Source organism: Klebsiella sp. SYXHC3, from assembly GCF_057196925.1.
In genome coordinates, this window is record NZ_JBXUNG010000008.1 from 192,307 (window position 1) to 205,277 (window position 12,971).

15 protein-coding genes are annotated in these 12,971 nt (G+C 55.1%); 7 read left to right on the forward strand and 8 right to left on the reverse strand.

Features of this window, described 5'->3' with window-relative positions; translation table 11 throughout:
• Nucleotides 1-84: 84 nt before the first annotated feature.
• From AC2CGP_RS19155 to tilS, 3 genes are all read left to right on the forward strand, one after another.
• Nucleotides 85-2,223 carry a lysine decarboxylase LdcC gene (locus AC2CGP_RS19155; RefSeq protein WP_032713402.1) on the forward strand — a complete coding sequence of 713 codons (2,139 nt, stop codon included), beginning with the start codon at nucleotides 85-87 and terminating at the stop codon, nucleotides 2,221-2,223.
• Between the two features lie 62 nt (nucleotides 2,224-2,285).
• On the forward strand, nucleotides 2,286-2,675 hold the full coding sequence (locus tag AC2CGP_RS19160) for a VOC family protein (RefSeq protein ID WP_015704453.1): 390 nt from the start codon (nucleotides 2,286-2,288) through the stop codon (nucleotides 2,673-2,675).
• A gap of 68 nt (nucleotides 2,676-2,743) precedes the next feature.
• Entirely contained in the window at nucleotides 2,744-4,045 is a 1,302-nt protein-coding gene (gene tilS / locus AC2CGP_RS19165) for a tRNA lysidine(34) synthetase TilS (RefSeq protein WP_047740035.1), read from the forward strand.
• Nucleotides 4,046-4,060: 15 nt separating this feature from the next.
• Here tilS and rof read toward each other — a convergent pair whose 3' ends face one another.
• On the reverse strand, nucleotides 4,061-4,321 hold the full coding sequence (rof, locus tag AC2CGP_RS19170) for a Rho-binding antiterminator (RefSeq protein WP_015368146.1): 261 nt from the start codon (nucleotides 4,319-4,321) through the stop codon (nucleotides 4,061-4,063).
• Entirely contained in the window at nucleotides 4,308-4,508 is a 201-nt protein-coding gene (locus AC2CGP_RS19175) for a YaeP family protein (RefSeq protein WP_015368145.1), read from the reverse strand. Before AC2CGP_RS19175 ends, rof begins: the two co-directional genes overlap by 14 nt.
• 196 nt (nucleotides 4,509-4,704) lie before the next feature.
• On the opposite strand from AC2CGP_RS19175, the gene AC2CGP_RS19180 reads away from it, so the two are divergent.
• From AC2CGP_RS19180 to nlpE, 3 genes are read left to right on the forward strand one after another with little or no spacing between them, the layout of a single operon-like run.
• Nucleotides 4,705-5,250 (forward strand): YaeQ family protein, encoded by a 546-nt coding sequence (locus tag AC2CGP_RS19180; RefSeq protein WP_015368144.1) that lies wholly within the window; start codon nucleotides 4,705-4,707, stop codon nucleotides 5,248-5,250.
• Nucleotides 5,247-5,660 (forward strand): alternative ribosome rescue aminoacyl-tRNA hydrolase ArfB, encoded by a 414-nt coding sequence (arfB, locus tag AC2CGP_RS19185; RefSeq protein WP_015368143.1) that lies wholly within the window; start codon nucleotides 5,247-5,249, stop codon nucleotides 5,658-5,660. The genes AC2CGP_RS19180 and arfB overlap by 4 nt, the downstream gene beginning before the upstream one ends.
• Before the next feature lie 42 nt (nucleotides 5,661-5,702).
• Entirely contained in the window at nucleotides 5,703-6,401 is a 699-nt protein-coding gene (nlpE, locus tag AC2CGP_RS19190; RefSeq protein WP_015704456.1) for an envelope stress response activation lipoprotein NlpE, read from the forward strand.
• A gap of 62 nt (nucleotides 6,402-6,463) precedes the next feature.
• Here the strand turns inward: nlpE and proS are convergent, their stop codons facing one another.
• From proS to metN, 6 genes are all read right to left on the reverse strand, one after another.
• Entirely contained in the window at nucleotides 6,464-8,182 is a 1,719-nt protein-coding gene (gene proS / locus AC2CGP_RS19195) for a proline--tRNA ligase (RefSeq protein ID WP_015368141.1), read from the reverse strand.
• 112 nt (nucleotides 8,183-8,294) lie between these two features.
• A complete protein-coding gene (gene tsaA / locus AC2CGP_RS19200) occupies nucleotides 8,295-9,002 on the reverse strand; it encodes a tRNA (N6-threonylcarbamoyladenosine(37)-N6)-methyltransferase TrmO (RefSeq protein WP_020079574.1) in 708 nt (235 codons plus the stop codon).
• Nucleotides 8,999-9,406, reverse strand: a complete 408-nt coding sequence (gene rcsF, locus AC2CGP_RS19205; RefSeq protein WP_015704458.1) for an Rcs stress response system protein RcsF — start codon at nucleotides 9,404-9,406, stop codon at nucleotides 8,999-9,001. Before rcsF ends, tsaA begins: the two co-directional genes overlap by 4 nt.
• Before the next feature lie 108 nt (nucleotides 9,407-9,514).
• Nucleotides 9,515-10,330 (reverse strand): methionine ABC transporter substrate-binding lipoprotein MetQ, encoded by an 816-nt coding sequence (gene metQ, locus AC2CGP_RS19210; protein ID WP_015368138.1) that lies wholly within the window; start codon nucleotides 10,328-10,330, stop codon nucleotides 9,515-9,517.
• A 43-nt stretch (nucleotides 10,331-10,373) separates the two neighbouring features.
• The gene (locus AC2CGP_RS19215; protein WP_015368137.1) at nucleotides 10,374-11,027 is read right to left on the reverse strand and encodes a methionine ABC transporter permease MetI; all 654 of its coding nucleotides are present in this window, start codon (nucleotides 11,025-11,027) and stop codon (nucleotides 10,374-10,376) included.
• Complete coding sequence (metN, locus tag AC2CGP_RS19220; protein WP_015368136.1) at nucleotides 11,020-12,051, reverse strand: methionine ABC transporter ATP-binding protein MetN; 1,032 nt, start codon at nucleotides 12,049-12,051, stop codon at nucleotides 11,020-11,022. Before metN ends, AC2CGP_RS19215 begins: the two co-directional genes overlap by 8 nt.
• Nucleotides 12,052-12,239: 188 nt before the next feature.
• Between metN and gmhB the strand changes: the two genes are divergently transcribed.
• Nucleotides 12,240-12,806, forward strand: a complete 567-nt coding sequence (gmhB, locus tag AC2CGP_RS19225) for a D-glycero-beta-D-manno-heptose 1,7-bisphosphate 7-phosphatase (protein ID WP_484502442.1) — start codon at nucleotides 12,240-12,242, stop codon at nucleotides 12,804-12,806.
• Nucleotides 12,807-12,971 lie beyond the last annotated feature (165 nt).

The window sequence follows — 12,971 nt, forward strand, 5'->3', positions numbered from 1 at the left end:
ACTCAGGACTAAGATAAATCCGCCAGTGCTAAGCACTGGCGCGATTGATATTATGCTTACCTTAGGTAAATCCAGGAGGAAAGCGTGAATATCATCGCCATCATGGGGCCCCACGGCGTCTACCATAAAGACGAACCGATCAAAGAGCTGGAAGCCGCTCTGCAGAAGCAAGGATTCCAGACTATCTGGCCGCAAAACAGCGCCGACCTGCTGCAGTTTATCGAGCACAACCCGCGTATCTGCGGCGTGATCTTCGACTGGGACGAGTACAGCGTTGATTTATGCAGCGATATCAATCGCCTGAATGAATATCTCCCACTGTATGCTTTTATCAATACGCACTCGACGATGGACGTTAGTAGCCAGGACCTGCGGATGGCGTTGTGGTTCTTCGAATATGCGCTGGGTCTGGCGGAAGATATCGCTACCCGCATTCGCCAGTATACCAATGAGTATCTGGACAACATCACGCCGCCCTTTACCAAAGCGTTGTTTAATTATGTGCAGGAGGGGAAATATACCTTTTGTACACCCGGACACATGGCGGGAACCGCCTATCAGAAAAGCCCGGTCGGCTGCCTGTTTTATGATTTCTTCGGCGGTAATACGCTGAAAGCCGATGTTTCTATCTCTGTTACCGAACTGGGGTCGCTGCTGGACCATACCGGCCCGCATCTGGAAGCGGAAGAGTATATCGCTCGCGCCTTTGGCGCCGAGCAGAGCTACATGGTGACCAACGGCACCTCGACTTCGAATAAAATTGTCGGCATGTATTCGGCGCCCGCTGGCAGTACGTTGCTGATCGACCGTAACTGCCATAAATCGCTGGCGCATCTGTTGATGATGAGCGATATCGTGCCGCTGTGGTTAAAACCGACGCGTAACGCGCTGGGGATCCTCGGCGGCATTCCGAAACGGGAATTTACCCGCGATAGCGTCCAGCACAAAGTAGAGACAACTTGTGGCGCGCAGTGGCCGGTGCATGCGGTGATCACCAACTCCACCTATGACGGGCTGTTGTATAACACCACCTGGATTAAACAGACCCTTGACGTGCCGTCGATCCACTTCGATTCCGCCTGGGTGCCTTATACCCACTTCCACCCGATTTATCAGGGGAAAAGCGGCATGAGCGGCGATCGCGTACCGGGGAAAGTGATCTTCGAAACCCAGTCGACGCATAAAATGCTGGCGGCGTTGTCGCAGGCTTCGTTGATCCATATTAAAGGCAGCTACGATGAAGATACCTTCAATGAAGCCTTTATGATGCATACCTCTACCTCACCGAGCTATCCGATCGTCGCCTCGATAGAAACTGCGGCGGCGATGCTGCGCGGCAACTCCGGAAAACGCCTGATTCAGCGCTCCATCGAACGCGCGCTACATTTCCGTAAGGAGGTGCAGCGCTTGCGTGAGGAGGCCGACGGCTGGTTCTTTGATATCTGGCAACCAGAAGAGGTTGAAGAAGCGCAGTGCTGGCCGGTTTCCCCTGGAGAAGCGTGGCACGGATTCCAGGATGCCGATGCCGACCATATGTTCCTCGACCCGGTCAAAGTCACCATTCTCACGCCGGGTATGGACGAGCAGGGCAATATGGCGGAAGAGGGGATCCCGGCCGCGCTGGTGGCCAAATTCCTCGATGAGCGCGGCGTGGTGGTGGAGAAAACCGGGCCTTACAATCTGCTGTTCTTGTTCAGTATCGGTATCGATAAAACCCGGGCGATGGGCCTGCTGCGCGGTCTGACCGAGTTTAAACGCGCCTACGATCTCAACCTGCGGGTGAAAAATATGTTGCCGGATCTCTATGCCGAGGATCCGGACTTTTACCGCAATATGCGCATCCAGGATCTGGCGCAGGGAATCCACCGTCTGATCCGTCAGCATCAGCTCTCACAGCTGATGCTGCGGGCCTTTGACGTGCTGCCGGAGATGAAAATGACCCCGCATCAGGCCTGGCAGCGGCAGATTAAGGGCGAAGTCGAAACCATCGAACTGGAGAATCTGGTGGGGCGTATTTCGGCAAACATGATCCTGCCGTATCCGCCTGGCGTGCCGCTGCTGATGCCGGGGGAGATGATCACCGAAGAGAGCCGCGCGGTGCTCGATTTTCTGTTGATGCTCTGCTCGATCGGTCGCCACTATCCAGGTTTTGAAACCGACATCCACGGGGCCAAACGTGATGAAGACGGCGTCTACCGTGTACGAGTCTTAAAAAATAATTAGGGGCTTGCGCGGCGGCGGGCGGCGCGAGTAACGTGTTGGGCTTCAACAGGAGGAGAACAACCATGCTGGGTTTAAAACGAGTTCACCATATTGCCATCATCGCGACAGACTACGCGAAGAGCAAAGCGTTCTATTGCGATATCCTCGGGTTTACGCTGCAGAGCGAGTTCTACCGCGCCGAGCGTGATTCGTGGAAGGGCGACCTGGCGCTGAACGGCGAGTACGTTATCGAGCTGTTTTCGTTCCCGTTCCCTCCTGCGCGCCCAAGCCGTCCGGAAGCCTGTGGTCTGCGCCACCTGGCGTTTAGCGTCGACGATATTGATGCCGCGGTTGCACATTTGCAGGCGCATGGCGTCGCCTGCGAAGCTATCCGCATCGATCCGTTTACCGATAAGCGTTTCACCTTCTTCAACGATCCCGACGGCCTGCCGCTGGAGATTTACCAACAGTAATACTTGCCAGAACCAGCCCTGGCGCGTAACGTGCCGGGCTATCTCTTCTTAGCTGCGTAAGCACGATCATGACGCCGGATATTGCCTCATCGCTTCGACCACATCGTCAGTTTCTGCTGGCCTTCAGCGGCGGCCTGGACTCAACCGTCCTGCTGCACCGGCTGGTACGCTGGCGCCAGCGCGAGCCAGCGATTCAGCTGCGCGCGATTCACATTCACCATGGCCTGAGCGCCAACGCTGACCAGTGGGTTGAGCATTGCGAACAGATTTGCCTGCAGTGGCAGGTACCGTTACAGGTGGTGCGCGTGACGCTGGCGGATGAGGGGTTGGGGATTGAAGCGCATGCTCGCCAGGCGCGCTATCAGGCTTTCCGTGAGGCGCTGCTGCCAGGCGAGGCGTTATTGACGGCACAACATCTCGACGACCAATGCGAGACCTTCCTGCTGGCGCTTAAGCGCGGTAGCGGCCCGACCGGCTTGTCGGCGATGGCCGCCAGTAGCGAGTTCGCTGGCGGAAAATTGCTACGTCCGCTGCTCAATGAGAGCCGTGAATCCCTGCATCAATGGGCGCTGACTCATCAACTGCGGTGGATTGAAGACGAAAGTAATCAGGACGATGCCTACGATCGTAACTTTCTGCGTCTGCGGGTGGTACCGCTGCTGAGCGAGCGCTGGCCGCATTTTGCCGATGCTGTCGCCCGTAGCGCCAGCTTATGTGGTGAACAGGAACAGTTGCTTGATGAAATTCTGTCGGCGGAGCTTGCCGCGCTGGTTGATGAGCGTGGTTCGCTGGCGATAGAACCGCTGAGCGCGATGAGCGCGCCGCGTCGTGCGGCGCTGTTGCGCCGCTGGCTGGCATCCCAACAGGCGCCGATGCCGTCGCGCGAAATGCCGGAGCGCATCTGGCAGGAAGTGGCGCTGGCGCGTGAAGACGCCGCGCCTTGTCTGCGGTTAGGCGGTTTTGCCGTCCGGCGCTACCAGCAGCGCCTGTTTTGGGTAAAGCATCTGGCAAGCCTGACGGAACGGGAAATACCATGGGGTGATGCGACTAAAGCGCTGACACTACCGGCAACGCTGGGAGAACTGGCGTTGCAGCCCGGTGGGCCGCTACGCGCGCCGCGGGCGGATGAACCGGTATCGATACGTTTTCGCGCCAGCGGTAATCTGCACATCGTCGGGCGTCCGGGCGGGCGTAAGCTTAAGAAAATCTGGCAGGAAATGGCGGTCGCGCCCTGGCGTCGCGATACCACGCCACTATTGTTTTATGGCGAAACGTTGATCGCGGCGGCCGATGGGCTGTTTGTCACCAGAGAGGGGCAAGTACAGGAAGGCGAGGGGTTACAGCTGGTATGGCGGAAAACGGGCGGCTAAGCCGCCCGATGGGCTTCAGGATTCGCTGACCACCACGGTGCCGATTTCAGGATGGCTGAAACTGGCGATTTTATCCAGACGTAGCTCACGGACGTTACCGCCAAGTTCTACCACCAGATACTCGACATTTTTACGCGAGATAAGATCGTTTGCTTTGGCCTGCAGCTGTTCACCATCTTTCAGGGCCAGCGCCAGCACCAGGTGATGCTGGCAGGCAAGCTCGAGGTTGTCATAATCATCGCAGTTAATGGGTTGATAAGTATCATTCATTGACATAATCGCTCACCAATAAGTTTGCTGCCGCATAAGCGGCCTTTTCCCTGACTGACTCCGAAAGGGCCTGATCCGCCGCAACCTCATTTAATACTTTCAACACGCAGCCCAGCGCATCCGGGATATACCCTAAGTCTCCGCTGGCTATTTCCGCATACCGCTTGCGTATTAACTCACAATATTGATCCACATGCCCTCCTGTCAGCGTTCTGACTTAACCGTGGGATGCAAGTTTAAGCCTACGAAGATAAACTCTGTTTAGCAAGGTGACTATACCATAGTCATCTAAGCAATATCAGCAGGATGAAAGGAGGACCCGCGATTGACGACAGCCTTTTGTCGCTAGTTTCGCTACAATGTATGCCATTTTTTTCAGGAGTTTATTCATGGCGCTGAAAGCGACGATTTATAAAGCTGTGGTTAACGTTGCCGATTTGGATCGCAACCAGTTTCTGGATGCTAACCTGACGCTGGCGCAACATCCTTCCGAAACCCAGGAGCGTATGATGCTGCGCCTGCTGGCGTGGATAAAATATGCCAACGAGCGCCTGCAGTTCACCCGCGGGTTGTCCTCGGATGATGAACCGGAGCTATGGCAGTTAAACGACCATTTGGGCATCGATCTGTGGATTGAGCTGGGGCTGCCGGACGAGAAGCGCCTCAAGAAAGCCTGCTCGCGGGCGCAGGAGGTGGCGCTATTCGCCTATAATAGCCGGGCGGCTGAAATCTGGTGGCAGCAGAATCAGAATAAGCTTGCGGCGTATCCGAAGCTGACCATCTGGTATCTTGATGATGCGCAACTGGCGCAGCTGAGCGCTTTTGCCGATCGCACCATGACGCTGCAGGCAACCCTGCAGGACGGCGGCATCTGGTTATCCGACGATCGGAATAATCTGGAAATTCATTTAACGGCCTGGCAGCAGCCGGCATGATCATGATTAGCCGCAGCGTTTCCATCCCGGATGAGGAGATTTCGCTTACCGGGGTCCGCGCACAGGGGGCGGGCGGTCAGCACGTGAATAAGGCTTCGACGGCGATTCACTTACGTTTTGATATTAAAGCATCGAGCCTGCCGGAGTTTTATAAAGAGCGCCTGCTTGCCGCCAGTCACCACTTAATTTCTGCTGACGGTGTGGTTATCATTAAGGCTCAGGAATATCGCAGCCAGGAGATGAACCGCGAAGCGGCGATCTCGCGGCTGGTTGCGTTAATAAAAGAATTAACCGCAGTGCAAAAAAGCCGCCGGGAGACGCGACCGACTCGGGCGTCAAAAGAGCGACGACTTGCCTCCAAGGCGCAAAAGTCCTCAGTCAAAGCGCTGCGTGGGAAAGTTCGCCATTGAGAGGCGTGGCGGACGGGTGGAATGGATTATAAGGAATTCACAGTGAAGAAAATTGTATTTTCGCTCGCAGCGGCCTGTTCGCTCTTTGCGCTGTTTGGCTGTAACCATCGCGCTGAGGTGGAGACGGTACAGCCGACGGCAATGGAAGAGCTGAAGCCGATGCAGCAAAGCTGGCGCGGTATTTTGCCTTGCGCGGATTGCGAAGGGATTGAGACCTCGTTATTTCTTGAGAAAGACGGCACCTGGGTAATGAACGAACGTTATCAGGGCGTTAGCCGCGAGCCGTCATCTTTCGCTTCGTATGGCACCTGGGCGCGTACCGCTGATAAGCTAGTGCTGACCAACAGTAAAGGCGAGAAATCTTACTATCGGGCGAAAGGCGATAAGCTTGAGATGCTCGATCGCGACGGCAACCCGATTAACTCTGCGCTTAACTATACGCTGGAGTCGGTGAAGGCCAGCCTGCCGACGACGCCGATGGCGATGCGCGGGATGTATTTCTATATGGCGGATGCGGCAACCTTTACCGATTGCGTCACAGGTAAAACGGTGGCGGTTGCCAATAATGCCCAGCTTGAGCGAGATTATGCCGCTGCGCGCGGGACGGATACTCGTCCGGTATTGCTGGTGGTTGAAGGACACTTCACGCTTGAAGCGAATCCCGATACCGGCGAGATGATGAAAACGCTAATGACGGATAAAGACAGCAAATTTATTCCGGGTAAAGACTGCGGTAATTAATTCTTGCAGTTGCTATAAAAAAGGCCTCGCTATTGCGAGGCCTTTTAGCTTTTAAGGGGAAATTACCCCTTAATTTGCTGCACCAGGTAGTTCACGATATCCCCGGTCTTAATCAGCTGCTTCTCGCCGTTGCGACGATGTTTGTATTCGATATCATCGTTGTCGAGGTTACGGTCGCCCAGCACGATGGTGTGCGGGATGCCGATCAGCTCCATATCGGCGAACATCACGCCCGGACGCTCTTTACGGTCGTCCATCAGCACGTCGATGCCATGCGCGCGCAGCTCGGCGTACAGCTTCTCGGCCAGCTCCTGCACGCGATAGGACTTGTGCATGTTCATCGGCAAAATAGCGACCTGGAACGGCGCGATGGCGTCCGGCCAGATAATCCCGCGATCGTCAAAGTTCTGCTCAATGGCTGCGGCCACTACGCGGGTCACCCCAATACCGTAGCAGCCCATGGTCAGGACCTGGTTGCGACCGTCTTCACCCTGTACCGCGGCATTCATCGCCTGGGAGTACTTGGTGCCCAACTGGAAGATGTGGCCGACTTCGATACCACGCTTGATAAGCAGAGTACCTTTACCATCCGGGCTCGGATCGCCGGCAACGACGTTACGAATATCAGCAACTTCCGGGGTCGCGACATCGCGATCCCAGTTAATGCCGAAATAGTGTTTGCCATCGATGTTGGCGCCGGCGGCGAAATCGCTCATGGCCGCGACGGTACGGTCGATAACCACCGGAATCGGCATATTAACCGGGCCGAGAGAACCTGGCCCCGCGTTAACAATAGCGCGGATCTCTTCTTCGCTGGCGAAGGTCAGCGGGCTGGCGACCTGCGGCAGTTTTTCCGCTTTTACTTCGTTGAGTTCGTGATCGCCGCGTACCAGCAGGGCGACCAGCGGGTAGCTGCTATCTTCTACCGCTTTCACCAGCAGGGTCTTAACGGTTTTTTCGATTGGCAGATTGAACTGCTCAACCAGCTCGGCGATGGTTTTCGCGTTCGGCGTGTCTACCAGCGTCATTTCTTGCGTCGCGGCTGCGCGCGGCTCTTTCGGCGCGACGGCTTCGGCAAACTCAATGTTCGCCGCGTAGTCGGAGCTGTCAGAGAAGATCACGTCATCTTCGCCGCTCTGCGCCAGTACCTGGAACTCATGGGAAGCGCTACCGCCGATCGAACCGGTGTCAGCCTGTACCGCGCGGAAATCCAGCCCCATACGGCTGAAGATTTTGCTGTAAGCGGTATACATAGCGTCGTAGGTTTCCTGCAGCGATTCCTGAGAGGTATGGAAAGAGTAAGCATCTTTCATCAGGAACTCACGGGAGCGCATCACGCCGAAACGCGGGCGAACTTCATCGCGGAACTTGGTCTGAATCTGATAAAAGTTCAGCGGCAGCTGTTTGTACGAGTTCAGCTCGTTGCGAATCAGGTCAGTAATGACCTCTTCGTGAGTCGGCCCGAGGACGAATGGGCGATCGCCACGATCGGCAATGCGCAGCAGCTCAGGGCCATATTGCTCCCAGCGACCGCTCTCCTGCCACAGTTCAGAAGGCTGAACTACCGGCATTAACACCTCGATAGCACCGGCGTTGTTCATCTCTTCACGCACGATGTTCTCGACTTTTTTCAGAACGCGCACGCCGGTCGGCAGCCAGGTGTACAACCCTGAGGCCAGCTTGCGGATCATCCCGGCGCGCAGCATCAGCTGATGGCTGATGACTTCGGCGTCGGCAGGTGTCTCCTTCAGAGTGGAGAGCAGATATTGGCTAGTACGCATGTTGTTACGGTTCCATTTGGACGATCGGAACAGGCTGGAGAGCCAGCCTGAAACAAAAAAAGTGGTTTAGTTTACCAGTGTGGCAAAGATGCCAAAAGAGAGGAAAATAAAATTAGCGCGGTTCGAGAGAAAAGACTTCAAAACCGGAGGGGATTACCCGCCAGCGCACGTTGAAATCGAGCAACCAGACGGCGTAGGTTTTCCCTGCTTCTTCCTCTTTGCGATAAGCCGGACGCGGATCCTGCGCCAGTACTTCACGGATAAACGCTTTGATATGCGGGTAGCGTTTTTCCAGCGTCAGTAACTGTGCTTCTATTTCTGGCGTAAAGCTGACATTCATGCCTGCCAGCGGCGCCTGTTGCGCATAGCTGGCGCTGGCATCAGGCAGGGCTTCGGCAAAGGGAAGATAAGGTTTGATATCAACCACCGGCGTGCCGTCAACGAGATCGAGGCTGCCAAGTTCCAGTATTACCTGATCCTTCTGGCAGCGAACGCCTTTCAGTTCAACCAGCGACATGCCGATAGGGTTGGGGCGAAATGTCGAGCGGGTCGCGAAGACGCCCATGCGCGCGTTGCCGCCAAGGCGGGGAGGGCGCACGGTCGGGCGCCAGCCGCCAGCCATGGTCTGATGAAAGACGAACAGCACCCACAGATGGCTGAAGTTTTCCAGTCCACGCACGGCGTCAGCCTGGTTATAGGGCGCGAGCAGATGAAGTTCTCCGCCGCCGTGTTCAACCAGACCAGGCTGGCGAGGAACGGCAAACTTCTCTTTATACGGCGAGCGGATGACGCCTATCTGCGCGAACTGAAATGCACTCATTGCGCCGAGACGTTAAGCGCTGAACCCAGGCAAACGGCCTGACGGTAGCAGCCTGGCGTACCGCTGGTCACTTCGCAGCTGTGCAGCAGCACGGCGTTGGCCTTCATTTTGGCCGCGTTGATTTGCATGCGTTTACGGGCGGTCGGGATGTTCGGCGGGGAGTCCTGGTTTGAAGCCTGGCATGATTCGCCGCTCACTTCACCCAGATCGCGGAAGGGTTTCCCAACCAGCGCGGCGGCATCGGTATAGATTCTGACCGGCGCGGGACGTGAGACTTTTGGTTTAGCCGTTTCCGTCTGGACTGGCGTGGTTGCGGTGCTTTTAACAGGCTCAACGGGGGATCTGCTTAGCATAGAACAACCGCTTAACATGAGTGCTAACAAACAGACCGGTAAAGCACGCATAGTATTTCCTCAATGAATTATAAAACAGGGCGCTATTGAATCAGGTGCTTGCAAAAATGACAAGACGGGCATAAAGCCCGTCCTGAATGATATTACGCTGAAAGCAGATTACCAGCCTTTCACTGCGCCGCCGTTAAAGATTTTGTTAGCGGCTTCGTAAACTTCATCGCTTTGGTAAGCCTGAACAAATTTCTTAACATTTTCCGCGTCTTTATTATCTTCGCGGGCGACGATCAGGTTTACGTACGGCGAGTTTTTGTCTTCAACAAAGATACCGTCTTTCGCCGGCGTCAGGCCAATCTGGCTGGCGTAGGTGGTGTTGATGACTGCCAGAGCGATCTGCGCGTCGTCCAGAGAACGCGGCAGCTGCGGTGCTTCCAGCTCAACGATCTTCAGGTTTTTCGGGTTCTCAACCACATCCAGAGACGTCGGTAGCAGACCTACGCCTTCTTTCAGTTTAATCAGACCCACTTGCTGCAGCAGCAGCAGGGAACGGCCGAGGTTGGTCGGATCGTTCGGTACGGCAATCTGTGAGCCCGGCTGCAGTTCGTCCAGAGATTTGATTTTCTTCGAGTAGCCAGCGATCGGATAGACGAAGGTGTTGCCGACGGAAACCAGCTTATAACCACGGTCTTTAATCTGCTGGTCGAGATATGGTTTGTGCTGGAAGGCGTTAACGTCGATGTCGCCTTTGCTCAGCGCTTCGTTCGGCAACACGTAGTCGTTGAAGGTCACCAGCTCAACGTCAAGGCCATACTTCTCTTTTGCCACTTTCTGCGCGACTTCAGCAACCTGCTGTTCCGCACCGACGATCACGCCGACTTTAATATGGTTAGGATCTTTTTCATCCTGACCGCAACCCACCAGAGCCAGAGAACCGATTAATGCGCCAACTGCCGCAAAGGTTTTGAAATTAAAGGCCATGTTATTTCCTTCCTGTAAGAATTAGTGTTGTGTGTCAATAACGTTATTTGTGAGTCACAGCCCGGACGATACGATCGCCAGAGAATTGAATTAAATAAACCAGAATAACCAGCAATACCAGTACGGTGTTCATTACCGTCGCGTTATAGCCGATGTAGCCGTACTGATAGCCAATCTGACCCAGACCACCGGCACCGACCGCACCGCCCATTGCGGAATAACCCACCAGGGTGATGAGCGTAATGGTGGCGGCGTTCACCAGACCCGGCAGCGCTTCAGGGAGCAGGACTTTACGCACGATCTGCATTGGCGTTGCGCCCATCGCGCGTGAGGCTTCGATAAGCCCGGTCGGGATCTCCAACAGCGCGTTTTCCACCATACGTGCGATAAACGGCGCGGCGCCAACCGTTAATGGCACAATCGCTGCCTGCAGGCCGATAGAGGTACCGACGATCACGCGGGTAAATGGAATCATCCACACCAGCAGAATAATAAATGGAATCGAGCGGAAGATATTAACCAGCGCCGATAGCGTACGATACAGCCGGGCGCTGGCGGCAATCTGTCCCGGACGGGTAACGTACAGCAGTACGCCGACCGGCAGGCCGAGCACAAAGCCAAAGAAGCCGGAGACAAACGTCATAGCCAGCGTTTCCCACACGCCGCGAACCAGCAGCCAGATCATTGGTTCAGACATATCCCAGTACCTCTACTTTTACATGATGTTCTTGCAGCCAGGCGATCGCCGCCTGGGTATCTTCCTGTGTGCCGTGCATTTCGGTCAGCATGATGCCGAACTTCACTCCGCCGGCGTAATCCATCTGCGCGCTAATAATGTTGTTATTCACATTAAAGCGGCGGGCGGTTTCCGACAGCAGCGGCGCATCGACGGAATGGCCGGTAAACTCCATACGCAGCATCGGCACGCTGTCAGGCAGCTGCGTGGGCTTCAGGCGCGCCTGATAGTCATCCGGAATATCCAGATGCAGGGTAGATTGAATGAACTGTTGGGCGAGCGGCGTCTTAGGATGGGAGAAGACTTCGCTCACGGTGTCCTGCTCGATCAGTTGACCATTGCTAATGACCGCCACACAGTCGCAGATACGTTTAACTACGTCCATTTCATGGGTGATCAACAGAATGGTCAGCCCCAGACGACGGTTAATGTCTTTCAGCAGTTCGAGGATCGAACGGGTCGTTGCCGGGTCCAGCGCGCTGGTGGCTTCATCGCACAGCAGCACCTTTGGATTGCTGGCCAGCGCGCGGGCAATCGCCACGCGCTGTTTCTGGCCGCCGGAGAGGTTTGCCGGATAGCTGTCATGCTTATCGCCAAGACCAACCAGATCAAGCAGTTCATTAACACGGCGTTTGATTTCCGCCGGCGGTGTGTTATCCAGCTCAAGCGGCAGCGCCACGTTGCCGAAAACGGTACGTGAAGCGAGCAGATTAAAGTGCTGGAAGATCATGCCAATCTGACGGCGCGCGCGAGTCAGTTCTTTTTCAGTCAGCGCGGTGAGTTCCTGGTTATCTACCTGCACGCTGCCTTCGGTTGGGCGTTCCAGCAGGTTAACGCAGCGAATCAGCGTACTTTTACCTGCGCCGGAAGCGCCGATCACGCCGTAAATTTGCCCGGCAGGGACATGCAGGCTGACATTGTTCAGCGCCTGTATGGTGCGGTTCCCCTGCTGGAACACTTTGGTAATATTCGAAAGTTTAATCATCAGTTATTTATTATCGTTTAGCCGTTTGCCGTGGCATTTTCTTCTGCCGTGTGCAGGCGATGCCTGTCAATGAAATGGATGTTAAGGCATCCAGACGTCTAAATCAATCTGACTCTTTATAATGAGCACTTTCTTGCATGCCGAAACATGCGATACTAACGGCATTAGCCTTTATCAGGAGCAAACCGGTGGCAAAGTCTGTACCCGCAATTTTTCTCGACCGTGACGGCACGATTAATATCGATCATGGTTACGTCCACGAAATCGACAGCTTTGAGTTTATCGACGGCGTCATTGATGCCATGCGTGAACTAAAGGCAATGGGATTTGCGTTAGTGCTGGTGACCAACCAGTCAGGCATCGCGCGCGGTAAATTCACGGAAGCGCAATTTGTGACCCTCACCGAATGGATGGATTGGTCGCTGGCAGACCGCGGCGTGGATCTCGACGGTATCTATTATTGTCCGCATCACCCGCAGGGGAGCGTTGAAGAGTTCCGCCAGACCTGCGATTGCCGTAAGCCGCATCCGGGGATGCTCATTTCCGCACGCGATTTCCTGCATATTGATATGGCCGCTTCTTATATGGTGGGTGATAAACTCGAAGACATGCAGGCGGCTGCAGCGGCGAATGTCGGAACGAAAGTGCTGGTGCGTACCGGTAAGCCGGTTACCGAAGAAGCGGAAAGCGCAGCGGATTGGGTGCTAAATAGCCTGGCGGACCTGCCTGCGGCTATTAAAAAGCGGCAAAAATAAGCGTTGCGTATAAAAGATGAGCGGTTGAAATAAAAATGTATTTTTCCGCTTGTCATTCCCGGCGGGCTCCCTATAATGCGCCTCCATCGACACGGCAGATGTGAATCACTTCACACAAACAGCCGGTTCGGTTGAAGAGAAAAATTCTGAAATTCAGGGTTGACT